This window comes from Corynebacterium amycolatum (assembly GCF_016889425.1).
GTDB lineage: Bacteria > Actinomycetota > Actinomycetes > Mycobacteriales > Mycobacteriaceae > Corynebacterium > Corynebacterium amycolatum.
Genome location: NZ_CP069513.1, coordinates 2,362,292 through 2,384,390, shown reverse-complemented (window position 1 = coordinate 2,384,390; position 22,099 = coordinate 2,362,292). Strand labels below are relative to the sequence as shown.

Genomic DNA, 22,099 nt, shown 5'->3' with positions numbered 1-22,099 from the left:
GTCAGCTCTCCTCGGTCAGCGCCCGTGCGTAATACTCATTGCTTGTGCTCAATTCGTCGGGTTTGCCCGCAGCCACAATCCGGCCTTCAGCGACGACAATGACCAGGTCAACGTCCGATAGTGCCTCCATTCGGTGAGCGACCATGATGCTCGTGCGACCTTCAGCGAGGCGGGTCAAGGACTCCTTGATGAGACCTTCCGTCCGGCGATCGATGTCCGCTGTCGGCTCGTCGAGAAGCACAATCGGAGCAGTACCGAGCAGACCACGCGCAATGGCCAGGCGGCGTCGTTGCCCGCCCGAGAGCCAATTGCCCTGATCGCCGACTTCCGAATCGAGACCACCAGGGCGCTGTTCGATTTCGGTGAGTAAGTGCACGTCGCGAAGTGCTTTTCGCATATCGACGGCCGTTGCGTCCGGGCATGCGATGCGAAGATTGTCCGCGACGGTGGTGCCGAAAATGGCTGGTTGCTGGGAGATGAGTAGCGAGTTGGCGAGCAACTCCGGGGTTGAAAGAGCGTGGCCGTCGAGGGAGACTTCCCCGGAATGTGGCTGCAGGCCTGCGAGTACACGCAGGAGTGTGCTTTTTCCGGAACCGCTGGGGCCAACGATGCCGACTCTGCTGCCGGCTGGAATTGTCAGGTTGATATCGGAGAGAATGCGCTTTTCGCCGATGTCAACGCTGACATCGCGGAGGGAAATCTCCGGTGCGTGCTGTGCGTGCGGTGCCTGCGGCGCGGAGGCATCGGTGGAATGCGCTGTTGCGGCTGTGGACGCTTCAGCTGGAGGTTCACCGAACATCTCCACAATTCCATTTCGATGGGTGCGTCCACCGAGTCCGATGTAGAAGGTCCGACCGACACGATTAACGGGCTCGTAGAGCAGAACGGATAGAAAAACACCTGCGAGAGCAGTGCCTACGCTGATTGCGCCGGCCTGTAAACGCAGCAGGACAAGGCCGATTGCTGTAGTCGACATTGCAATTCCAAAAACAGCATCGTTGACAATAATCATCAGCTGATTGCGGGCGAGCAGGGCGGTGAGCTCAGCCATCGCGGTGCGAGTTTGGCTGGCAAAACGCGTCATGACCCGGTCAATTGCTCCAAGAACTTTGAATGTGCCCAGCCCTTCGAGCATTTCCAAATACGCATGTGTGGCCTTCGCTTGCTTTCGGCGATACGTCGCATTGGATTTCCGCAGGATTTTTCCAGCCCCAATAATGATCAACGGCGTGGAAATGAAAAATAGTGCCAGCCACAAGGCGGTTTTCGTATCCACCCACAAAGCCCAGACCACCAAAATAATCAGTGGAGCACTAAACGAGGCCAACGTGGGAGCGAGAAATGTCGCTCGGTAATTCGCGGTCTGTTCGACGCTTGCGGTCGCTGCATCGAAGAGTAGGCCCTCGCCAGTGTTAGAGGCGCTTCGGTGTGCGTGACCGGATTTCCCGCCACCGTGCCCTTTTCCATGTGCGTGCTTCGTGGCCTGTTCAGGAGCAGAAAACTCCGGCTTCAGCACACTGCCAACCACATGCGAGCGCCACAGCTTTTCCTGCTCCCCAGCTAGCCGTGGTGGTAGTGCCTCGGTGACATAAGCACAGAGGCTTCCTAGAATGACCGCCACAATTGTAGCGGCCAGGGATTCATGAAGCCCCCAATCCCCAAACCAATTGCCGCCACTGGTGAATGTCATACCGCCGTGCAAACTGCTGAGAGCATCGAGCGCGTGTCCAAGAGACACGGCACTGAGAGCGAAGGAAAAGCTACGCCCCCAGCTGGATAACAAAACCCAGTGCATTCCGCGGGGAGGCGAAGTCAGTGCTTCATGAATCCACATAGCGACGTGAAACCTATCTTCTATTTAGCCAGCGCGTCAGCGATCTCACGCAGTCCATCGGGCATGTGCATTCCGGCGGTGCCAGAGGTCGTCTTCGCATCGATCAGTTGCACTCGATCATTCTTGACCGCAGCGACGTCGGCAAGCGCCGGATTATCCAGCAACTCCTGGAATGGAGCCTTGCCCTGTCCGTGGAAATCCTGAATCAAAATGACATCCGGATTGAGCTGCACAATTGTCTCCGGATCAGCGGGAACGGCACCCGGGCGCTTGCCCTTTGGCGAAATCGGCTCGCCACCGGCCAGCTCAACGAGATTCGTCGTCGCCGACTGCATTCCCATAATCATCTTCTGACCACCGCGGGCAAACAGGACCAGCGTTTTTGGCTTAGTTGTGGAATCAATTCCCGAGAGAATCTCTTCGGTTTCCGATTCAATCTTGGCAACCATTTCGGCCGCTTTGTCCTCAGCTCCCAGCAACTTGCCGAGCGTGGTCACCGATTCTGCCAGCGCCTTCGGCGAAGCGAAATCACTGCTGGAAAACGCAGCGGTCGGAACATCGCTGGCGCCCAGCAGCTTGCTTGCCGACTGCTCCTGATCATGGCGGCTAGTCATCAACACCATGTCCGGCTCATAGGACAGAATCTGCTCCGGATCCGGCTTCGTGGAGTTGGCAATTGCATTAGGCACCTTACGCGCCAGCTCAACCTGATTACCAGAGGTCTCATCGAGCGCGTTCTTCGTCACCGCGACGACACGCTCTGGCCCAACCAGTTCCAGCGCCAGATCTGCAACCTCGGTCGACAGTGCAACGATGCGCTTCGGCTGACTCTGCACCGTAACGTCATGGTCGCCGACTGTCACAGTCCGCGGCCACTGCGCCTGCTGGTTTGTCGAAGTTTCGCTTGACGACGGCTGCTGCGACGCCTCCTCCGAAGAGGAACAGGCGACGACCGCAGCGAGTGGGAGCGCTGCAATCAACGGCAGAGCGAAGGCCTTTTTAGAGTTTCGCTTCAAGGCAGAGATAGGAGAAGTTGGTGAAAACACGAAAGTACTTCCTTGAATGTTGAGTTTTGATTGTCGGGAAAGTTTTCAGTTGCGTTATCGCTAGCTGGAATCAGTCAGTCTGAATCAGTCAGTCTGAATCAGTTAGCCGCAATCAGTCAGCCGGGCGAGCCCGAGCCAACGCCGTCACTCGCACCGAACCGGTATGCGGATCGGTATCGACAGCGCTGGAGATGCGATAAATCGCATCTATTCGGGGAGGTGTTAGCACCGCTTCGGCGGAACCAGTGACTTCCAATCCGCCGTTGTGAATCACACTGAGCCGGTGGCAGCTGCGGGCAGCGAGGTTGAGGTCATGAAGGACGACTCCGATACCGTGGCCTTCGTCGGCAAGCTCGCCGACGAGCTCGAGGATTTCCAGCTGAAACCCGATGTCCAAGGCTGCAGTGGGTTCGTCGAAAAGCATGACCTTGGCCTGTTGTGCCAATAGCTTTGCGATGAACACCAATTGCCGCTGCCCGCCGGACAGAGCCGTGATAGGGCGGTCGGCGAGTGCGGTGACACCAACGCGGTCTAGCGCGTAGGCGACGATGTCGTGGTCCGTGGAGTTTAGTGAGCTGCGGAAACGGTCACGCCGACGGTGGTGCGCGTACCTGCCGAGTGCCACGACAGTTCGAACGTCAATAGCAGCATCGGCCGGTGTGTGCTGTGGCAGGTACGCCAATCGAGTGGCGCGTTCGTGGGCACGAAGCTTCGTCAGCGGCGTGCCGAGGAGCTCAACCTGCCCCAAACTCGGTGTCACAATGCCAGCCATAGCACGGAGCAAGGAGGATTTTCCGGTGCCGTTGGAGCCGATGATGCCGTGGACTTCGCCAGGTCGAATAGCAAGGTTCACGCCACTTACGACGGTCCGATTGCGGTAACCGACACTGAGGTCGGTAGCCCGCAGCAGCGCGGTGCTGTCGGTGTCTGGCTTAGTGACGTGGTCAGTGAGATTTTGCGTCTGCTGACTCATGACTGGCGACCACCTTGCCGAAGAATCAACGCGAGTAGCGCAGGTGCGCCAAGGAACGCGGTGACTGTGCCAGTTTGCAGAGCAACTGGGGAAAAGAGACTGCGGGCGACGAGGTCGGCGAGAATGAGAAACACTGCGCCGAGGCACATAGAAATGGGCAGCAGGCTGCGGTGATCGGGGCCGATGGCAAGGCGAATCAGGTGCGGGACGACCAATCCGACAAAGGAAATAACGCCAGTGACAGCGACGCCCGCTGCCGTGACTAAAGCAGCCAGGGCGAGTAGCAGTTGCCGGATCCAGACTGTGCGCATACCAGTGGCAGCGGCCTGTTCTTCGCCGAGGAGGAGCAGGTTGAGTTCGGGAATGAGCATCATCAAGATAACCGTGCCGACGGTAATGGGGCCGACTGCTAGCGCAATGTCCTGCCAATTGGCAGCAGTTAAATCGCCGTTGAGCCAGAACATGGCCTGTTGTGCGTCATCACTGTGTGGTGCGTTTGCGATGGTGGCGGCGATGACTGCGCCGAGGAATGCGTTGAGTGCAATACCGACGAGCAACAGGGTGGCTCCGCTGCCGCCATTGAGACCGGCGACGATCTGGACAAATATGACAGCCAGCAACGCGCCTATGAACGCGCCTGCCGAGAGAACCCACGGCGCTTTCGCGGCCACGCCAGTGACGATGAGAATAACGGCTACCACTGCTGCACCGGAGGAGACACCGGTAACACCGGGTTCCGCCAGTGGATTGCGAAAGACTGCCTGCATGGTTGCGCCTGCGACAGCGAGCGAGGCGCCGGCCAGTCCCGCAAGGAGGACGCGCGGTAGTCGAATGCTCCAGACAAGTGATTGCGTGGCAGGGGATATCTCTGGCAGAAGGTGGTTGAGAGCTGGGAGGTCGTCGGAAAGCGTATTGATGAGCGGAGTGAGCAGTGCGACGATGCCGTTGCTGAAACCGGTTCCCGCGGGGCCGATGGAGATCGCCAAGAGGATTGTGGCGGGGACGGCCAGGAAAAACAGAAAGCCGAAGAGCCGGGATCGAAGTTTTTGGTTTCGAGGACGCGGAAGAGAAGCTCTATCGACAATAGTTTTCACTTGGCTAATGATGGACAATGTGAAAATAATTGTCAATAAAGGCGCGTCAGCGGTCCTGTGGGATCTCCTAAGGACAGCAAAACCCCGCACCAGCTCCCCTGTGAAAGTGGGGTGCTAATGCGGGGTGAAAAGCTCTGTAGCTTACTTTTCGTCGCCCAGGCGCTCGTCTGCCATGTCGCGAGCCTTCTTGATCTGGTCGGCCTTGTCCTCGCCGAGCTTCTCCTTGCCTAGCTGCTCAGCCTTGTCCAGAACCTTATCGGTGTTCTCTTCGTTGCTCAGTGCTTCCTTGGCCTTGTCCATAAGTCCCATGGTGAAGTCTCCTTCCATTCGTAATGTCTACTCGCGTTTTTTCGTTTGTGACATAGAGTGTACCGATGAATTGGTGACCTTGCGACCGTATTGGCCCCACGGAGTGAAGTTGATATTCGACTAGCAACACCGTGACTGACAGTTATTGAGCTGTTTTGGTGCGGGCTTCATCTGCCTTGTGCATGACATCGCGCTCGTACTTGCCGACGAAAATCATGAGGACAAACGCTATAGCGACAACGCCAATGAGGGTCGCGAATGTAACATTCCAGCCTGCGAAGTCGATCAAGAGGCCGACACCAGTGGAGGCGAGTGTTGCGCCGAGAAGGTATCCAAACAATCCAGTGAAACCAGCTGCGGTTCCCGCAACATACTTAGGCGAGAGGTCGATGGCCTGCAGTCCGATAAGCATGATTGGACCGTAAATGAGTGCGCCGATCAGGGAGATGAGCACGTAGAACATCCACAATGGTGCCGTGGCGGGTAGCTGCCAATATGCGAAAATGGTGATGCCGGTGCCAACCAGGAAGAGCATGCCGGCGCCTGAGCGCCAACCCTTGAAGACCTTGTCGGAGACCCATCCGCACAGCAGGGTGCCAACAATTGCTGCGCCCTCGTAGAGCATGAATCCGATGATTCCGCCCGTGACGTTGGTCTTGTGCAATTCGTTTGTCAAGTAAATCGGAATCCAGTTAAGAACTCCGTAACGGAGTGCGTAGACGAATACATTGGCAAGTGCCAGCATGACGATAACCGGATTGGTAAGAACATGGTTCTTGACGATTGTGAACCAGGGTTCTTGTGCCTCGTCATTAGTTCCTTCGACTTTGTCCGGGTCGTTACGGTATTCCTCGACCGGAGGCAGGCCCATGGATTGCGGGTTATCTCGAATCAGCAGGAATGCGATGGCGGCAATCGCGAGCGCGACAATTGCCGGTAGCCAGAATGCGGGAGTCCAGTCGGCGTCGGAAGTGGCGAACGAATGCAAGCCCCAGGCTGCCAGAGCACCGCCGACGGCGGCGCCGACATTGTGGGCAGTGTTCCAGATCGACATCAAAGTGCCGCGCTCGGATGTCGAGAACCAGTGGACGACAACTCGTCCAGAGGGAGGCCAGCCCATGCCTTGGAACCAACCATTGATGAACATGACTGTCGCGAATATTGCAACAGAGGCGCTGATGGCTGGGACGAACGCAACAAAGAGGTTTACGACCGCGGACAGTGCTAGGCCAAGTGGGAGGAAGTACCTGGCATTGGCTCTGTCGGAGAGCATGGCCATGAAGAATTTGGATAGGCCGTAGGAGAACAGAACTGCATTGGCTACGATGCCGATTCCGGCTGCGCCAAGTAGGTCGTGCTTTTCCAGTACGGCGGACACCAGGGGGATGTTATTTCTGATGAGGTAGAAGCCCGCGTAGCCGATGAAGATGCCCATGAAGACGTTGAATCGCCAGGTCCGGTAGGTCGGGGCAATTTTTTCCTCGGGGAGGGGAGCTGCTGGGCCGGGTGCGCTGAGCCAGCCGAGCCTCTGACTGCTCATAATGACAGTCCTTTCGCTGAAGGCCGCCGTTGCCTCTAATGCAACCTGTGCGGATGCTTAGGGCAGCAGGCGGAGAGCTTTATCGTTTCAGCGTTGAGTTTACAGAGACTTCAGTCTCTATTAATGGGGCGTTAACCTCCCGGCCTTGGGGGTCTTTGAGGGGGGTTGGCGTAAAAGCAATTAATGCTTGTCACTGCCTAGAGAATGTCATTAATTGCCTCGGTGGGGCGCGCCATCCTTACCCCCTTATTGGTGACGACAAACGGGCGCTCAATCAGGCGTGGGTGTGTGACCATTGCGTCCAGCAGTTCCTCGTCGCTGGAGTCCTTAGAGAGTCCCAGTTCCTTGAACTCTGCTTCCTTGGTGCGCACGGCATCGATGACGTTCAGGCCGGCCGTCTCGATTAGCGAGCGCAGCTCGGTCTTGGTTGGAGGAGTGTCTAGGTACTTGATGATCTCCGGCTCGATTCCGGCCTCGCGTAGTACGGCGAGAGCTTGGCGGGACTTTGAGCAGCGGGGGTTGTGGTAAATCTTCGCTTCCATGTCTCCATCATGGCTGATGTTGTGGTGTGACGGTTGACGGAGCGGCGTAACTGTATGTGGTGAGACCTTGTTCATTATTTATCTTGAAGGGCCGTAAAGCCAACAACACTTAAGTTCAATAGGTTGAAAATAGTTGTCGTTAGGTTTACTCTCGCACGTGATAGATGAACGGCGAAGTGCGCCCCAACCGCCCCTAAGGTGACCAGATTTACTGAAGCGGCCGGTCAGCGTAGCCGTCGTAAAGCAATAACAAACAATCAAGAGCGGACACCAACATGACAATTTCCGGAAAGCTTTCGCGATCAGCTAAGTCCATGTGTGCGGGCCTTTCGATCTTGCTAGCGGGCGCTGGCCTTGCAGCGTGTGGCGATGGCAGTGAGGGAGCCAGCGGCGAGAACCCAATCAACGTCGTGGCTTCCACGACACAGATCTGTGATTACGTGAAGCAGCTGGACATCGATGAAGTTGATTTGACCTGTCTGTTGGCGCCGAATGCAACAGCACATGAGCTGGAAATGACCCATGAGCAGCTGACCAAGACTGGTAACGCCGATCTCTTGTTCGTCAACGGAGTCGATTTGGAGCACTTCCTGGACCAGGCGATTGAGTCCTCGGGCTTTTCCGGAACGATGGCAGTAACCAGTGGCGTTCTCACTGCAGGTGACGTAGATGCCATGAAGGCAGCCAAGGACACGGACAAAACCAAGCCGCTGCCACCAGAGAAGGCGAAGAATGGTAACTACACCATCGACCGAGGGGTGGAAAAGATTGATGTCGCCCCATGGCCATTCCCGCCGGAAGAACCCGGTGAGGAGGCGGAATTCCGCTTCGATCCGCATGTATGGACCTCGCCGAAGAACGCCAAGGTTCAGGTTGCCAATATCGGCTACGCACTGGAACAGGTCGCTGAGGAACGTGGCGACAATGAGCTGAAGTCCACCATCGCCGACCACGTTGCGGCCTACCAGGACAAGTTGAATCAGCTGGATGAGTGGGCAAATAAGTCCATCGCCACCGTGTCGGACCCTGTGCTGTTTACCAGCCACGATGCCTTTGGATACTTCTCCCACGAGTTCAATATCAACTTCATCGGTGCAGCGCTGTCTGATTTCAACGAGCAGCAGGATGCCACGGTCGCGCATATCGCCGAGGCGGCAAAGACCGTGAAGGACTCGGGTGCAACTGCGCTGTTTGCGGAGAACTCGAACAACTCGAAATCAATTGAGGCGATCGCTAAGGCCGCAGGTGTCAAGGCCATCGTTGGTGAGGACGCACTCTACGGCGACTCCCTTGGTCCGGCTGGCAGTGATGGCGAAACCTACATCGGTTCCATCATCCACAACGTCACTCAGGTTGTGACGGCATGGGACGGAACTGTCGCGCCGCTGCCAGAGGGCATCAAGTGAGCCGTAACCACTTAGCTAACCCCATGTCTGCCGAGCCCATAGTCACGCTCCGCGATGCCTCATTCGGCTACACGGCGGTACCCATCGTCAATCACATCACCGCCAATGTCGCGCCGGGTACCGGGCTTGCACTCATCGGCGCCAATGGCTCTGGAAAAACGACTGTGCTGCGCGGAATCCTGGGTGGGACTCGTATTCTCGCTGGTGAGATGCACAACAACGCGAAGATTGTGTCCTACGTCCCGCAGTCGGCAGACCTCGATCGCACTTTTCCGGTCACGGCTTTCGATGTCGTCGCCATGGGGGTGCTGCACGAACTGCGCCCCTTCCAACCGCTTGGACACCGCAAAGAACGCATCCACGCAGCGCTAGCCAAAGTCGGGCTTGCCGACCGCACCAGTGAACGTTTCGGCAACCTCTCCGGTGGTCAGCAGCAACGCGTTCTGTTGGCGCGTGCCATCGTCGCACGTCCGCAACTCGTGCTTCTCGACGAGCCGTTTAACGGCCTCGACGCTGAAAATCGGGCGATGCTGCTGAATCTCCTCAACGAACTGAAGGAAAATGGCACGGCAATTATCGCGGCCACCCATGATCTCGTGCTTGCCGAGGAAACCTGCGAAAACACATTAATCGTGGCGGAGCAGCCAGCTTTTGGTGCGACCTCGAAGTTGGTGCCAGCCTATGTGGACTGAGCTTGCGAATGAGCTTGGGGTAGCGCCTTTCATGTTCAGGCCACTAGTGCTGCTGATTGCCCTCGGGGCGGTCTCTGGCCTGGTCGGTGTCATCGTGAACCTGCGTGGCCTCGAGTTCAATGCGGAGGCCATGGTGCATTCTATTTTTCCCGGAATTGTGGCCGGTGCCGTATTCGGCGGCATCGACATGATTATCCCGGTGGCTGCAGCATTTGCGGTGGTAGTGGCAGTAGCACTGACCTTAGTATCGCGCTCGCACATGTCGGAAGCTGGAGTAGCAGTCGTACTGACCAGCTTCTTTTCCATCGGCGTGATTCTCTCGCTGAAGAAAGGTGACCAGTCAGGACAGCTGGAAGCGCTCATGTTCGGGCGACTGCTGGAAGTCACTGACTCCCGTCTCACCAGCGCCCTGATTGTCTGTGCCATCGCCTTGGTTCTTATCGCAGTGACCTGGCGCCAGCAGGTGTTTGTTGCCTTTGATCGCTTCGGTGCCAAAGCCGCAGGCGTCAATGTGTGGGGCGCCGACCTCACCATTAACGCGGCGATTGCTGCGGTCGTGGTGTCGTCGGCAAGCGCAGTGGGCGTGCTGCTGGTAGTCGGATATCTGGTCGTGCCGGGAGCGGCGGCGAGACTGCTGACTCGCCGAGTTCATGTGATGGTGCCGATCGCGATTGCAGTGGGCTGCCTCAGCGGAATCGTTGGTTTGGCACTGGTGCCTTTGGGGCCGGTGTCGCCTCAGGCAGTCGTCGCGCTGACCTCGGTGGGACTGTATTTCATGGCACTGGGGCTGCGCGTCGTGCTGGGAGGCGACCGTGTCTAGCATCCTGATTTTGCCAATTATCGAACTGATACTGGTAGGAGCCCTGGCTGGAGTAGTTGGGGTGCTCGCGGTGCTGGGAAAACAAGTGTTCTTCGCAGAAGCGATTACACATGCGACTTTTCCCGGCGCGGTTGTGGGCGTTGTTATTGCGGCAGCGCTCGGCCTGAGCCACTCGTGGATTTCGGTGTTCCTCTTTATCGGAGCATTTCTGATGTGTATTCCGATTGGGGCGCTGTTCGGTCTGTCAAAGGTGGGAACGACGTCCTCGGCGGCGGGAATTGTGCTGACATTTGGGTTCGCACTGGGCTACTTCCTGAACAAGTGGTTCGCCCCGTTGCCGGTGAAGGTAGAGAGTTTCCTGGTCGGCAGCGTACTCAACGTGAACAAGATTGATATTGCGCTGTCCGGTGGCCTCTTGCTGCTGGTGGCGTTGGTGCTGGTGGCTCGGTGGCGGCAGCTGATTTACTTCACCTTCGACCCGGAGTCTTTCGGAGTCGCGCATTCGAGGAGAAAAGCACAGCTGGTCATCAGCGGGCTCATCGTTCTGACTCTGGTGGCGCTGATTCCGGCTGTCGGCACGATTCTATCCATCGCGCTGCTAGCTGCCCCGGCAGCTGCGCTCGTTGGGGTAGTGAACGATACCCGTTTGCTATTCGTGTTGGCGCCATTGATGGGTATCGCGATTGGCCTGGTGGGGCTATTCATTGCGGTGGCGGCGAATCTGTCAGTTGGTGGCTGCATTGGTGTATGCGCCGGCTGTTTCTATGTCCCCCTCAAGATTGCGTCAACACGCAATAGCGCTAGAGTTTGAAGAATGCACGTGGAGGATTTACCAGCAAAGACCCAGGACTACCTCAAGGTCATTTGGGATTTGCACGAGCGCACCGGTGAAAAAGTGGCACTTGGCGACGTCGCTGAGCGGATGGGCGAAAAGAAGCCCACCGCCAGCGAGGCTGTAAAGAAGCTAGCTGCACGTGGCCTTGTCAACCACGAGCCGTATCGGGGCATTAGCCTGTCGGACCGTGGGCGAGACATTGCGCTAATCATGGTGCGTCGCCACCGGTTGATTGAAAGCTTCTTGGTCTCGACTCTGGGATACACCTGGGATGAGGTTCACGAGGAAGCCGAAAAGCTTGAACATGCGGTCTCGGATGATTTCATTAGTCGCATTGATGCAATGCTGGGATTCCCTGAGCGCGATCCGCATGGCGATCCAATTCCCAGCGCAAGCGGTACCATCGCCAGCGCAGTGCGCACCGACCTGACGGATATCGAAGCCGGCGCGATGGTGGTAGTCGATCGCATTAATGACTCCGACCCTGAACTACTGCGCTATTTGGCGACATCAGGGGTAGGACCGGGGACTGTGCTCCGAGCCGAAGCCGCACCATATGCAGGCATGCATGTCTTTGCCATCCTCGATGAGGTGGACGATACCGAGCCAAAGAAAATTCATGTGGCAGACTCGGCACTATGGGCAATCAAGGCGACTCCAACAACGAACTGACGAGGGCCGCAGCGCGCTCTTACTATAAGGTGTCGCGGAATCTCACTGGGCCAACTAAAGTGCCACCCGCACCGTCAGTTTCGTTCGACAGCGTGAAGAGTGCTCGTCGACAGGCATATGCCAGTGTCGAGAGCGTTGATGTGCCACTCAATGCCATCGCTATCTCGCCTGCTGAGCAGCAGGAACACATGGCTAATCTCGAACGCCGCTTGAATGCCTCGACCAAAGATATGCGGGCACTGCTGGACTACGAAGAGCAGCGCATTGCGGTCACTAGCACCGTCAAAGAGGCAATCGTCTATACGTTGCTGGCAATACTCCTTTTGGCAGCAGCCATCGGACTTGGCTACGCCAGCCACCTGGGGGCCGATGCGATTTTGAATGCTGCGGCGGAGGTGACGCCGCGATGAGTAAACGCTCAGGCTCCGACAACGGGTGCGCGACGGTCATTGTCGTATTTTTCTTCTTCGGCCTGATTGTTCAGCTCTTCGGTGTCACGCTGTGGATTCTGCAATATGCATTGCCAGTTGCGGGCTTGGTGCTTGCGATTCTCATTGCATACCAGGCGTGGGTCGGTGTGCGCCGCAGCGCTGAGGCGCACGAGCTCGCCGAGCGTAATCACGCTGAGCTACAGCAGATTGCCATGGACACCGAGTACCAGCTCACCGCAATCCTCTCTGCCTGGGACAACGTGAACACCACAATGGGGGTCGGCACCATCTACAAAGATGTATTTGCCTCCGGAGAGGCTACGCCGGAGCTCATCGAACTACGCGGTGAGCTCTCTCGAGCTCGAAAGCTAAACAACCGACTGCGCGAGCAGCGCGAAACTATGACTAACCGGGAGCTGGTGGAAGCCATCTCTGATGCCGACGAGCTCTGGTGCTCGCTGACGAAGACGTATCAGAACGCTCGTCGCGAGCTGTAGTAACGCACTTGAATTAGTCGACGGTCATCACAACCTTGCCGTCAGCGTGTCCGTCTTCCAATACCCGGTGGACCTCCGCGACCTCGGTGAGATTTTTAGTCAGGCCGATAGGAAGCGAAATCTCACCGGCAACCACGCGGTCGGCCAGGTCTGCATAAATAGTCGTGTCATTCGAAATAGCCGGGATGTGTGCCTCAATGCCGCGTTCCTTCGCCGGTGTTAAATCGGCCAGCGAAGGCAGCGCCACAATCCGACCATCCGATGCCAACACATCCAGCGAGGGGAGGAAAGTATCGAAATACACGCCGTCAAGGACAACGTCCACGCCCTCGGGGAACTGCTGGCGCACAGCCTTGAATACATCTTCCGCTGTGTAATCAATGTGCTGCGCGCCAAAGCCCACTAGTTTTTCATGATGGCGTGACGACGCACTGGCCAACACAGTTGCGCCACGGGCGACCGCCAGCTGCGTCATCAGCTGGCCAACACCGCCACCGGCACCATGAATTAGTACGGTGTCACCGCTTTTTACCTTTGCAAGCTGCTCGACAGCCACGGTCGCCGTGATTCCCACTAGGGCAAGGCCCGCAGCGGTAACGTCGTCAAGCGAATCGGGCGTTCGGACCACACCGTCGGCGGGGAAGACGTTGTGCGTTGCGTAGGTGCCGCGGAAGTCGTCGAAGCTGCGCATGCCGAAGACACGGTCGCCGGGGGCGAAGCTGTCCACACCTTCGCCGACGGCAACGACTTCGCCAGCGGCTTCACGTCCGAGCACCGCGGGAGGGGTGAACTTTGCGCACAGGCCGGAAGATCCATCGCGCATCTTGTAGTCCAGCGGGTTTGCGCCGATGGCTGTGGTTTTGACCAGGATTTCACCGGGGCCGGGCTCTGCAGGCTCGATAGGTGTCCTGGTGAAAATGTCAGCGGGGCCGAACTCCGTAATGGTCATTGCGTATGCGTTGCCTGAATTTGCTGCCATGTCCATCACTGTAGTCCTAGCTGCTAATTATGAACGGGTGGCAGGTGGGAGGGCAGCGGTGACGGCGTCGAAGGACTCGTTGAGGTAGGCGCTGAGGAGGTCGGCGGCGTGGTGCGGGGTGTCTTCGATGAGAACCTTGGCGATACTGATGTGGCGATCGGCGTATCGGGCATGGAGTTCGATGCTTTGGGGGTAGGAGAGGAAGCAAAGACGGAGTTGGGCCTGAATGGATTCGGCGGTTGCTAACAGGTCGGGAGACCCGGAAGCCCTGACGATGGCGAGGTGAAAGGCATTATTCCGTTCGGGAAGGTTCAATGATGACTGCGAACCACAAAGAGAAAGAATCTCTTTGCCGAGGAGCTTTGCTTGGCTCTTGCTTAGCGACCGCAGTGTTCCGCATTCGGCGACATGGCGAAAAGCATACAGTTCGCGGATGCGTTCTTTGTCGAAGGAGGCGATAAAAACGCCGTGATGAGGGATGTGAGTGAGTAGCCCCTCAGATTCCAGCTTCCGGTACGCCTGTCGGATGGTGTTGCGACTGACCTGTAGTCGCGCAGCAAGTTGGGTTTCACGGAGCTGCTCGCCGCTGTAGTGCTTTCCGGCGAGAATCTCTCGGCGCAGGACAGTTGCGGTGGCATCCGCTACTGAAACGTCATGTTGTTTTTCCCCAGAGGACGTGTGGGTCTGATCGTCGAGGATGTTTCCGGGGGTAGTCATGTAATACAGACTACTAAAGCACTTTTGTGTGGCGGCCATCACCAATTAACATACGAGACATTGTTCAACAATCTCGGTGCAGACGATCTTCAACGTAGGAATCCTTCAACGTGGGGATTGTCAGATTTGTAGGGAAAGGCCTTACGCTATGGACGCTTCAACATCTGCCCACAAGGCGCGTCGAACGGCACTCCTCGGCGCTGTATTCCTGATGGCGACCAGTGCTATCGGGCCAGGCTTCCTCACCCAGACCGCAACCTTTACGGCCAAGCTTGGCGCGGCTTTCGCCTTTGCCATTTTGGTCTCGGTGCTTCTTGATATCGCGATTCAGCTCAACGTGTGGCGAGTAATCGCCGTCTCTGGACGCCGCGCACAGGAGCTCGGCAACGCCGTGATTCCGGGGTTGGGCTGGCTTATGTCAATTCTCATTGTCATCGGTGGTGTGGTCTTCAATATTGGCAACGTCGGCGGAGCTGGACTTGGCGCGAACGCGATGTTGGGCGTGGACGCAAAGATTGGCGGCATTGTTACTGCAATCCTCGCCATTGGCTTCTTTCTCTCCCGACGGGCGGGTATGGCGCTGGACAAGGCACTCGTCGTGCTTGGTGTAGTGATGATTCTGGTCACTGCAATTGTGGCGTTCAGTTCTAACCCACCAGTAGGAGAAGCACTGAAGAACACGGTCATGCCCGACACGATTGACTTGCTGGCAATCATCACGCTGGTCGGTGGCACTGTAGGCGGTTACATTACTTACGCTGGCGCTCACCGCATGCTTGACGCTGGCGCCAGCGGTGTGGAGCACCTCGCGCAGACCACTCGCTCATCTGTTACGAGCATCATTGTCACGGCTATCATGCGTTTCCTACTTTTCCTAGCTGTCTTGGGAGTGGTCGCGGGTGGCGTGGTCCTCAATACGGATGGAAACCCCGCTGCAGAGGCATTCCAAGCTGCGGCAGGCGATTGGGGTATGCGATTCTTTGGCGTTGTCCTGTGGGCTGCGGGAATCTCGTCGATTGTGGGTGCCAGCTACACCTCGGCAACGTTTCTGACTCGTTCCTCGGGTGCTGGTGCCAAGACTCAAAACACGATCACCATTGTCCTAATTGCAATTTCCACGCTGCTCTTCGGTGTCATCGGTACGGCTCCAGCGACGCTGTTGGTTTTCGCCGGAGCCTTCAACGGTTTGGTTCTACCAATTGGTGTTACTGTGCTGATTTACATCGCGCTGTTCCGTGCGGACCTCATGAATGGCTACAAGTACCCGAAGTGGTTAGCGGCTATCGGAATCGTGGGTGTCGCAGTCGCTTGGTTCTTGGCGTGGCGCTCGTTCGGCGGCGTGTTTGAAATGCTCGGCTAATCGGCCGGTTTTTCGTACAGCTCAGATGAGGACCAACATATCAACGGTACAAAGACCAGCATTACTACCTGGAAGGGGCGGCGACGTTTATGGGCGCCATTATCGATCTCAACTCTGATCTCGGGGAAGCTTTCGGCTCATGGAAGATGGGGGATGACATCGCTCTACTGGACATTGTGACCAGTGCGAATGTTGCTTGCGGGTATCACGCGGGTGACGCTAGCGTCATGATGGAGACCTGTGAGGCAGCTGCCGCGCGCGGAATTCGCATCGGCGCACACGTCGCCTACCGCGATCTCGCCGGATTCGGACGACGTCGCATGGACTACTCACATCGAGAATTGCGAGCCGAAACTGTATACCAGATTGGTGCCCTATCGGCATGTGCACGGGCGGTGGGTACCGAAGTTTCCTACGTCAAACCCCACGGTGCCCTCTATAACCGCATCGCAGTGGACGAAAATCAGGCCACTGCAGTGGTGGAGGCGCTCCTGCTCGCTCGCTCCACCTGCGGAGATGGGCTTGCCATTATGGCGCAGCCGGGGTCGGTCATCGAACGGCTCAGCCTCGATGCGGACCTCCCTGTGATTCGGGAAGCTTTTGCTGACCGCGCATACAACTCCGACGGAACGCTAGTTTCCCGAGCGCTCGCGGGCTCGGTCATTGCAGACCCCGATGCCGCCGTCAAACGTGTCATTGCAATGGCCAGTGGGGAACCAATCGCCGCTTACGACGGTTCACTGTTGACCGTGCAGGCTAACTCTATTTGTTTGCACGGAGACACCCCTGGCGCGGTCGAACTGTCCCGTAGGATTCGCCAAGGTCTCGTCGACGCGGGAGTTACCGTCGCTGCCCACGTATAGCGCGGACTCGTACACCGGTCTTATCGACCGCAGTTTTTCAACCTCGCAAGAAAGAAAGGATCAGCACCGCCATGGCCGAGATTCGCCCTATGGGAACAAATGCGCTGCTTATCGACTATTCATCATCGGCCAATCCGTTGGCGAAGGTACTTCGTGCACACTCTGCGGCGGCTGAGATCGAGGGACTCGTTGACAGGGTACCCGCAGCCCAAACGCTCCTACTTCGCTTTCGCGGGCCGGCTCGTCGATACCTCAGCGCAGTCGAAACCGCGCTGCAGGGCAACAATACGCAGAGGCACACCGTCGACAAGCGAAAGACAGTGACGATTCCCGTTCACTATGACGGCGCGGACCTTGAATCCTTGGCACAAAGCCTTGGGATGAGCCCCCAAGCGTTAATTGATTGGCACTGCGAGCGCCCTTGGACGGCCGCGTTCGGTGGATTTGCGCCGGGCTTTTATTACATGGTGCGGGGGAGCGGTCAGGGATGGCCAGAGCCGCTTGATATTCCCCGCCTTGCGACGCCGCGCACCCGAGTTCCCAAGGGCTCTGTCGGACTTGCAGGCCAATTCGCAGGTGTGTATCCCATCGATTCGCCCGGTGGCTGGCAACTCTTGGGGCATACAGATGTGGAGATGTGGGACTTAAATCGGCTCAATCCGGCGCTGCTTGAGCCCGGGGCTGAGGTTCAATTTGAGGCGACTTCTACGGCGAGTGCGGCGTAGAAAAAGGGTGCGGAAGAGATGAAGAATTCTATCGAGATTATTCGACCCGGTATTTTGACGACTATTCAGGATTGGGGCCGTGCTGGGCAAGGGAGCTTGGGGGTGAGTACCTCCGGTGCGTTCGACCGCGAGTCCGCGGCAGCTGCTAACCGGATGGTTGTCAACGAAGAAAACCTCGCTGTGCTCGAATGCGTCGTCGGCGGGTTGGAGTTCCAAGTAGCGGAGGGGGCAATTATCTCCTTTGCAGGAGCCCACGGTGAGGTGACCGTCGAGCAGGATGGCAAGGTCATCAAAACCTCGATGAATAGCCGAATTGTGGTCGGGGCGAAGGCGATTGTGAGGCTTGGTACCTTCGATGCGGGTCTTCGTGGATACGTCGCGATTCGAGGGGGCATCGATGTCGCGGAAGTGTTGGGGTCGCGGTCATACGATACGCTTGGCAAGCTCGGTCCAGCGCCTTTGCAGGCTGGTCAGGTCTTGCCAGTCGGCGACCCGGAGTATTCGACGGGTTCGTCAATCGCAATTTATCCCGCTCCTCATTGGTCGAGCGAGGCTGCCCGTCTTGATGTTGTTCCTGGGCCTCGGGCGGACTGGTTTACGTCGGAAAGTGTCAGTGATTTCTTTCACGAGACATGGACCGTGACGCAAGAGGCCAACCGCGTCGGACTTCGGCTGAGTGGGACTACTCTTGAGCGCCAGGTCACCCATGAGTTGGCCAGCGAGGGAATGGTTCCCGGTGCGATACAAGTGCCCGCATCGGGGCAGCCGATTATTTTCGGTCCTGATCATCCGGCGACGGGTGGATATCCGGTCATTGGTGTGCTGACGGAGCCGTCATTGTCGAGAGCTGGGCAATTGGTGCCCGGCGCGAAGGTAAAATTCCGCCGGGTGCGGGCGGCATAGGTCTGCGGCGTCATCCTGCGCGATGGTGCGCCACAAAGTCTGCCAGCTGTCAGAGTCGCACAGCACTTCGCAGTAAAATCAGCCACCATGATTGAGAGAGCTTCTTTTTCCGACCTCAGTGCGACCGATGCGTATGCCATCTCGGCGCTGCGTACCGACGTGTTCTATCTTGAGCAGTCCTGTGAGGAGCCGGAAATGGATTGGCGCGACCTGGAAGATACCGCAGAGCACTATTTCATCCGCGACGACAACGACTCCCGCAAGATTATCGCGTACTTGCGTGTAATTGACACGCTCGATGAGTACTCGTCGAGCTACCCGCGCACCATCGGCCGAGTTGTCGTCGATGCTGCGAGCCGGGGTAGGGGGTTGTCCTCGAAACTGCTGCAGCAGGTCATCGCTGACCACCCGGATACGGGGCTGATTCTTCATGCCCAGACGCAGGCGAAGGCTGTGTACGCAAAAGCCGGCTTCCATGAGGTCGGGGAGACCTTCATGGAAGCCGGCATTGAGCACATCACCATGGTTCGTGATGCAGCCCGTGGCGAAGCCTAGGAACTAATCGCCTAGGCTCCGGTTTGTACGGCGTTGCTTACTTCGGGTTTAAGCGGTGACCTTCGAATCCGCCAGGATGCGATTCAGGGAGTCGATGCTCGCCTTCGCATCGCCGATAAGCATGTCGGTGTTTTCGTTGAAGAACAGCGGGTTCTGCACGCCCGAGTAGCCCGAACCCATCGACCGCTTGAGAACAATCACGCGCTCAGATTCCCACACCTTCAGTACCGGCATACCCGCAATCGGGGAGCCCGGCTGCTCTGCCATCGGGTTGACGGTGTCATTTGCACCGATGACCAGGGTGACATCCACATCAGCGAAGTCATCGTTGACCTCGTCCAGCTCCAGCACGATGTCGTAGGGAACCTTGGCCTCTGCCAACAGCACGTTCATGTGACCCGGCAGGCGGCCAGCGACTGGGTGGATACCGAAGACCACTTCCTTACCGTCGGCACGCAAATTGCGTACCAGATCGGCGACGGCGTACTGAGCCTGTGCCACAGCCATACCGTAGCCCGGAGCAATGAGAATCTTGTCCGCGTTGCGCAGGATTTCTGCAGTGTCCTCGTGGTTGACCTCAGTGTGGGAGCCTTCCACAGCGCTTGCCGACGAAGCCTCGGAGCCAAAGCCACCCAGAATAACGTTTGCAAAGGAGCGGTTCATGGCCTCACACATGATGTACGACAGGTAGGCGCCGGAGGAACCAACCAGCGCACCGGTGATGATGAGCAGCGGGTTGCCAAGCATGAGGCCGGTGAAAGCAGCGGCCCAACCGGAGTACGAGTTCATGATGGACACGACAACCGGCATGTCGCCGCCACCGATGGCGATGACCAAGTGCCAGCCCAAAAACAGGCCCAAAGCAGTCACAGCAACCATGCATGCCCATGCGATGGCGCCGCCCTCGGTGCCGGTTGCGATGAAGACAGCCAGGAGAACCAGAGTGACCACCAGAATGGCAATGTTCAGAGCATTGCGGCCCGGCAGTAGCAGCGGCGAGCCCTTGATCTTCTCAGACAGCTTCAGGCCAGCGACGATGGAACCAGTGAAGGTCACAGCGCCGATGAAGACGCCAATGTAGACCTCGCCGAAGTGGAACTTCAGGGCATCGGTGTCAACATCTTCGGCGAAGATGTACGAGTTGAAGCCGATGAAGATAGCGCCGAGTCCAACCAGACCGTTGAACAGTGCAATCAGCTGCGGCATACCAGTCATGGCAACGCTGCGTGCGCGGGTGATACCGATGACACCACCGATGCCGATAGCGACAGCGATGAGAATCAGGGTAATCAGCGGGGAGAAGTGAGTATCCGGCTTGGTGTCAGCGGTGACGAGTGCCTGAAAGATGGCAATGACAACGGCGACAGCCATGCCGGCAATACCGAAGGCGTTTCCGCGGCGAGCGGTCTCCGGCTTAGACAGGCCCGAGAGGGCAGAGAGGAACAGGACAGCGGCGACAATGTAGCCGACGTTGGACAGGCGGTAGGTCCAGTCCAGAAGCGAAGCAGTATCAATGCTAGCCATTAGACTTTATGCCTCCTCTTTCACGAACATGCCAAGCATGCGGTCGGTGACGGCGAAACCGCCGAAGATATTGATGGAGCTGACCACGATGGCCGCGAACGCGAGACCGGAAACCAGCAGGTTGGAGCTTCCCACCTGGAGAATCGCACCCACCAGAACAATGCCGGAAATCGCGTTGGTCTCAGACATCAGCGGTGTGTGCAGGCGTGGCGTAACCGCGGAGATCACGTAGAAGCCAAGCACGATAGCCAAGGTGAGAACCATGAAGTTGGCGCTCACGCTGTGCGGCGCGCTGAGCATAACCACAATTGCCAGCAGTGCCGTCAGACCCAGAGCAATCTTCGAGCCCAGGCCCGATCCCATGAAAGAAACCTTCTCCGGCGCATTCTCTTCTAATGCAGCCTGCTGAGCCTGCTGTTCCTGCAGCGGGGCAGCAGGGGTGACAGCGACCTTGATTGGCGGTGGTGGCCAGAGAATCTCAGCTCCGGTAGCGCCGGCACCATTCTGTGGGCGAGCCTTTGTCACCGTGATGCCACGGATAATCTCGTCCTCGAGATTGAGAACTGGAGAGCCATCCTTTTCTGGCGTAATCAGCTTGAACAGGTTGAAAATGTTCTGGCCGTACAGCGACGATGCCTGTGCGGGCAGACGTCCTGCAAGGTCGGTGTAACCGATGATGGTCACCCCGTTGTCAGTGACAATAGTCTTGCCTGGAACGGTCACCTCGCAGTTACCGCCACCGGCGGCAGCCATGTCGACGATGACGCTGCCTGGCTTCATAGCTGCAACATCGGCAGCAGTCAGCAGCAGCGGAGAGCGGCGGCCCGGGATATTCGCGGTGGTGATGACAATGTCAGCTTGCGCGGACTGCTCGGAGTAGAGCTTCGCGGCAGCGGCAGCCTGATCATTGGTCATTTCCTTGGCATAGCCATCTTCGGACTTCTCAGTGGCAGCCGGAATCGGGATGAACTCTGCACCCATCGATTCGACCTGTTCACCGGCTTCAGGGCGCAGGTCTGTTGCCTTGACAATCGCGCCCATAGAGTTGGCGGTACCGATTGCGGCAAGTCCGCCGACACCAGCGCCGATGACGTAAACGGTAGCTGGTGGCATCTTGCCTGCGGCAGTCACCTGACCAGTGAAAAGGCGACCATATGCAGAAGCCGCTTCGACTACTGCGCGGTAGCCGCCGATGTTGGCCATCGACGACAGCACGTCCATCGACTGTGCCCGGGAAATGCGGGGAACTGCATCCATAGCAAGGGCAGTGATGTTGCAGTGCGCGAGCTCTTCGACCAGCTCTTCGTTACGGCCTGGTGCAAGTCGGCTAATCAGCATGGCACCGTCGTTAAGCAGTGCACGGAACTGCTCCGGCGGAGTGTCGAGCGTTACGACGATATCGCTGTGCCAGACAGACTCGTCGACAATGGTGGCACCGGCGGATTCGTAGTCCGCGTTGGTGAACTTTGCAGCCAGGCCGGCGTCAGCCTGCACGGCGACCTCGTAGCCAAGCTTGACGAGTTTGCCGACGGTTTCCGGGGTCGCAGCCACAATTGTTTGCTGGGGATCGGGTTCTAAAGGGATGCCGATTCTCATTGTGGGAGTTCTTTTCTGTTCGGGGGTTTTATTAAGGGCCATGCGCACTCGGTTGTCGGTTAACAGTGAGTGTGGGCGTGGCCGCTTTCTCCTTGGTGCCAATAAGGTATGCGCTGGTGGGGAGGCAGCGGAGGCGTTTGTGGAAAAAGGTAATAAAAATATGTGGGTAACGGTGGTGAGGTGGGT

Annotated in this window: 23 protein-coding genes; 12 read left to right on the top strand and 11 right to left on the bottom strand. The window is 57.6% G+C overall.

Features of this window, described 5'->3' with window-relative positions; translation table 11 throughout:
- Position 1: 1 nt before the first annotated feature.
- The 7 genes from I6J19_RS10440 to arsC form a co-directional block, all read right to left on the bottom strand.
- Positions 2–1,738, bottom strand: a complete 1,737-nt coding sequence (locus I6J19_RS10440) for an ATP-binding cassette domain-containing protein (protein WP_235191236.1) — start codon at positions 1,736–1,738, stop codon at positions 2–4.
- Between the two features lie 116 nt (positions 1,739–1,854).
- Entirely contained in the window at positions 1,855–2,880 is a 1,026-nt protein-coding gene (locus I6J19_RS10435) for an ABC transporter substrate-binding protein (RefSeq protein ID WP_038628185.1), read from the bottom strand.
- Between the two features lie 112 nt (positions 2,881–2,992).
- Entirely contained in the window at positions 2,993–3,853 is an 861-nt protein-coding gene (locus I6J19_RS10430) for an ABC transporter ATP-binding protein (protein WP_038628188.1), read from the bottom strand.
- A complete protein-coding gene (locus I6J19_RS10425; RefSeq protein WP_235191237.1) occupies positions 3,850–4,839 on the bottom strand; it encodes a FecCD family ABC transporter permease in 990 nt (329 codons plus the stop codon). The genes I6J19_RS10430 and I6J19_RS10425 overlap by 4 nt, the downstream gene beginning before the upstream one ends.
- Before the next feature lie 249 nt (positions 4,840–5,088).
- Positions 5,089–5,256, bottom strand: coding sequence for an antitoxin (locus I6J19_RS10420; RefSeq protein ID WP_080969535.1), 168 nt, complete (start codon positions 5,254–5,256; stop codon positions 5,089–5,091).
- Positions 5,257–5,398: 142 nt separating this feature from the next.
- Complete coding sequence (locus tag I6J19_RS10415) at positions 5,399–6,796, bottom strand: MFS transporter (RefSeq protein WP_038628196.1); 1,398 nt, start codon at positions 6,794–6,796, stop codon at positions 5,399–5,401.
- A 197-nt stretch (positions 6,797–6,993) separates the two neighbouring features.
- The gene (gene arsC, locus I6J19_RS10410; RefSeq protein WP_038628199.1) at positions 6,994–7,338 is read right to left on the bottom strand and encodes an arsenate reductase (glutaredoxin); all 345 of its coding nucleotides are present in this window, start codon (positions 7,336–7,338) and stop codon (positions 6,994–6,996) included.
- A gap of 275 nt (positions 7,339–7,613) precedes the next feature.
- Here arsC and I6J19_RS10405 point away from each other — a divergent pair, with 275 nt between their 5' ends.
- The 7 genes from I6J19_RS10405 (at position 7,614) to I6J19_RS10375 (ending at position 12,691) form a co-directional block, all read left to right on the top strand.
- Positions 7,614–8,744: a metal ABC transporter substrate-binding protein gene (locus I6J19_RS10405; protein WP_038628201.1), complete on the top strand. Its 1,131-nt coding sequence runs from the start codon at positions 7,614–7,616 to the stop codon at positions 8,742–8,744.
- A gap of 23 nt (positions 8,745–8,767) precedes the next feature.
- Positions 8,768–9,436 carry a metal ABC transporter ATP-binding protein gene (locus I6J19_RS10400; RefSeq protein ID WP_038628204.1) on the top strand — a complete coding sequence of 223 codons (669 nt, stop codon included), beginning with the start codon at positions 8,768–8,770 and terminating at the stop codon, positions 9,434–9,436.
- Complete coding sequence (locus tag I6J19_RS10395; RefSeq protein WP_038628208.1) at positions 9,426–10,256, top strand: metal ABC transporter permease; 831 nt, start codon at positions 9,426–9,428, stop codon at positions 10,254–10,256. Before I6J19_RS10400 ends, I6J19_RS10395 begins: the two co-directional genes overlap by 11 nt.
- Positions 10,249–11,067 carry a metal ABC transporter permease gene (locus I6J19_RS10390; RefSeq protein WP_038628210.1) on the top strand — a complete coding sequence of 273 codons (819 nt, stop codon included), beginning with the start codon at positions 10,249–10,251 and terminating at the stop codon, positions 11,065–11,067. Before I6J19_RS10395 ends, I6J19_RS10390 begins: the two co-directional genes overlap by 8 nt.
- A 3-nt stretch (positions 11,068–11,070) precedes the next feature.
- On the top strand, positions 11,071–11,763 hold the full coding sequence (locus tag I6J19_RS10385; RefSeq protein WP_038628213.1) for a metal-dependent transcriptional regulator: 693 nt from the start codon (positions 11,071–11,073) through the stop codon (positions 11,761–11,763).
- Between the two features lie 92 nt (positions 11,764–11,855).
- Positions 11,856–12,173, top strand: coding sequence for a hypothetical protein (locus I6J19_RS10380; RefSeq protein ID WP_038628215.1), 318 nt, complete (start codon positions 11,856–11,858; stop codon positions 12,171–12,173).
- On the top strand, positions 12,170–12,691 hold the full coding sequence (locus I6J19_RS10375) for a hypothetical protein (protein WP_038628219.1): 522 nt from the start codon (positions 12,170–12,172) through the stop codon (positions 12,689–12,691). Before I6J19_RS10380 ends, I6J19_RS10375 begins: the two co-directional genes overlap by 4 nt.
- A 13-nt stretch (positions 12,692–12,704) precedes the next feature.
- Here I6J19_RS10375 and I6J19_RS10370 read toward each other — a convergent pair whose 3' ends face one another.
- Both I6J19_RS10370 and I6J19_RS10365 read right to left on the bottom strand, forming a co-directional pair.
- Entirely contained in the window at positions 12,705–13,670 is a 966-nt protein-coding gene (locus I6J19_RS10370) for a quinone oxidoreductase family protein (RefSeq protein ID WP_235191238.1), read from the bottom strand.
- Between the two features lie 27 nt (positions 13,671–13,697).
- Complete coding sequence (locus I6J19_RS10365) at positions 13,698–14,387, bottom strand: GntR family transcriptional regulator (protein ID WP_038628232.1); 690 nt, start codon at positions 14,385–14,387, stop codon at positions 13,698–13,700.
- 148 nt (positions 14,388–14,535) lie between these two features.
- Here I6J19_RS10365 and I6J19_RS10360 point away from each other — a divergent pair, with 148 nt between their 5' ends.
- The 5 genes from I6J19_RS10360 (at position 14,536) to I6J19_RS10340 (ending at position 18,793) form a co-directional block, all read left to right on the top strand.
- Positions 14,536–15,747 carry an NRAMP family divalent metal transporter gene (locus I6J19_RS10360; RefSeq protein WP_038628234.1) on the top strand — a complete coding sequence of 404 codons (1,212 nt, stop codon included), beginning with the start codon at positions 14,536–14,538 and terminating at the stop codon, positions 15,745–15,747.
- Between the two features lie 89 nt (positions 15,748–15,836).
- Positions 15,837–16,610, top strand: a complete 774-nt coding sequence (locus I6J19_RS10355; RefSeq protein WP_038628238.1) for a LamB/YcsF family protein — start codon at positions 15,837–15,839, stop codon at positions 16,608–16,610.
- A 71-nt stretch (positions 16,611–16,681) separates the two neighbouring features.
- The gene (locus tag I6J19_RS10350; RefSeq protein ID WP_038628241.1) at positions 16,682–17,335 is read left to right on the top strand and encodes a 5-oxoprolinase subunit B family protein; all 654 of its coding nucleotides are present in this window, start codon (positions 16,682–16,684) and stop codon (positions 17,333–17,335) included.
- An 18-nt stretch (positions 17,336–17,353) separates the two neighbouring features.
- Positions 17,354–18,238, top strand: coding sequence for a 5-oxoprolinase subunit C family protein (locus I6J19_RS10345; protein ID WP_038628245.1), 885 nt, complete (start codon positions 17,354–17,356; stop codon positions 18,236–18,238).
- 87 nt (positions 18,239–18,325) lie between these two features.
- The gene (locus I6J19_RS10340; protein ID WP_038628248.1) at positions 18,326–18,793 is read left to right on the top strand and encodes a GNAT family N-acetyltransferase; all 468 of its coding nucleotides are present in this window, start codon (positions 18,326–18,328) and stop codon (positions 18,791–18,793) included.
- Between the two features lie 48 nt (positions 18,794–18,841).
- Here the strand turns inward: I6J19_RS10340 and I6J19_RS10335 are convergent, their stop codons facing one another.
- Together I6J19_RS10335 and I6J19_RS10330 are read right to left on the bottom strand one after the other, a co-directional pair.
- Positions 18,842–20,317, bottom strand: coding sequence for an NAD(P)(+) transhydrogenase (Re/Si-specific) subunit beta (locus I6J19_RS10335; RefSeq protein ID WP_038628251.1), 1,476 nt, complete (start codon positions 20,315–20,317; stop codon positions 18,842–18,844).
- Positions 20,318–20,323: 6 nt separating this feature from the next.
- On the bottom strand, positions 20,324–21,913 hold the full coding sequence (locus I6J19_RS10330) for a Re/Si-specific NAD(P)(+) transhydrogenase subunit alpha (protein WP_038628253.1): 1,590 nt from the start codon (positions 21,911–21,913) through the stop codon (positions 20,324–20,326).
- Between the last annotated feature and the right edge of the window lie 186 nt (positions 21,914–22,099).

Bases quoted from the DNA above. Each gene is read 5' to 3' on its own strand.
- I6J19_RS10370 (WP_235191238.1), bottom strand. From the start codon at position 13,670: ATGGCAGCAAATTCAGGCAACGCATACGCAATGACCATTACGGAGTTC.
- I6J19_RS10345 (WP_038628245.1), top strand. From the start codon at position 17,354: ATGAAGAATTCTATCGAGATTATTCGACCCGGTATTTTGACGACTATT.
- I6J19_RS10405 (WP_038628201.1), top strand. From the start codon at position 7,614: ATGACAATTTCCGGAAAGCTTTCGCGATCAGCTAAGTCCATGTGTGCG.
- I6J19_RS10430 (WP_038628188.1), bottom strand. From the start codon at position 3,853: ATGAGTCAGCAGACGCAAAATCTCACTGACCACGTCACTAAGCCAGAC.
- I6J19_RS10330 (WP_038628253.1), bottom strand. From the start codon at position 21,913: ATGAGAATCGGCATCCCTTTAGAACCCGATCCCCAGCAAACAATTGTG.
- I6J19_RS10415 (WP_038628196.1), bottom strand. From the start codon at position 6,796: ATGAGCAGTCAGAGGCTCGGCTGGCTCAGCGCACCCGGCCCAGCAGCT.
- I6J19_RS10365 (WP_038628232.1), bottom strand. From the start codon at position 14,387: ATGACTACCCCCGGAAACATCCTCGACGATCAGACCCACACGTCCTCT.
- I6J19_RS10400 (WP_038628204.1), top strand. From the start codon at position 8,768: ATGTCTGCCGAGCCCATAGTCACGCTCCGCGATGCCTCATTCGGCTAC.
- I6J19_RS10335 (WP_038628251.1), bottom strand. From the start codon at position 20,317: ATGGCTAGCATTGATACTGCTTCGCTTCTGGACTGGACCTACCGCCTG.
- I6J19_RS10420 (WP_080969535.1), bottom strand. From the start codon at position 5,256: ATGGGACTTATGGACAAGGCCAAGGAAGCACTGAGCAACGAAGAGAAC.
- I6J19_RS10395 (WP_038628208.1), top strand. From the start codon at position 9,426: ATGTGGACTGAGCTTGCGAATGAGCTTGGGGTAGCGCCTTTCATGTTC.
- I6J19_RS10375 (WP_038628219.1), top strand. From the start codon at position 12,170: ATGAGTAAACGCTCAGGCTCCGACAACGGGTGCGCGACGGTCATTGTC.
- I6J19_RS10340 (WP_038628248.1), top strand. From the start codon at position 18,326: ATGATTGAGAGAGCTTCTTTTTCCGACCTCAGTGCGACCGATGCGTAT.
- I6J19_RS10350 (WP_038628241.1), top strand. From the start codon at position 16,682: ATGGCCGAGATTCGCCCTATGGGAACAAATGCGCTGCTTATCGACTAT.
- I6J19_RS10360 (WP_038628234.1), top strand. From the start codon at position 14,536: ATGGACGCTTCAACATCTGCCCACAAGGCGCGTCGAACGGCACTCCTC.
- I6J19_RS10355 (WP_038628238.1), top strand. From the start codon at position 15,837: ATGGGCGCCATTATCGATCTCAACTCTGATCTCGGGGAAGCTTTCGGC.
- arsC (WP_038628199.1), bottom strand. From the start codon at position 7,338: ATGGAAGCGAAGATTTACCACAACCCCCGCTGCTCAAAGTCCCGCCAA.
- I6J19_RS10385 (WP_038628213.1), top strand. From the start codon at position 11,071: ATGCACGTGGAGGATTTACCAGCAAAGACCCAGGACTACCTCAAGGTC.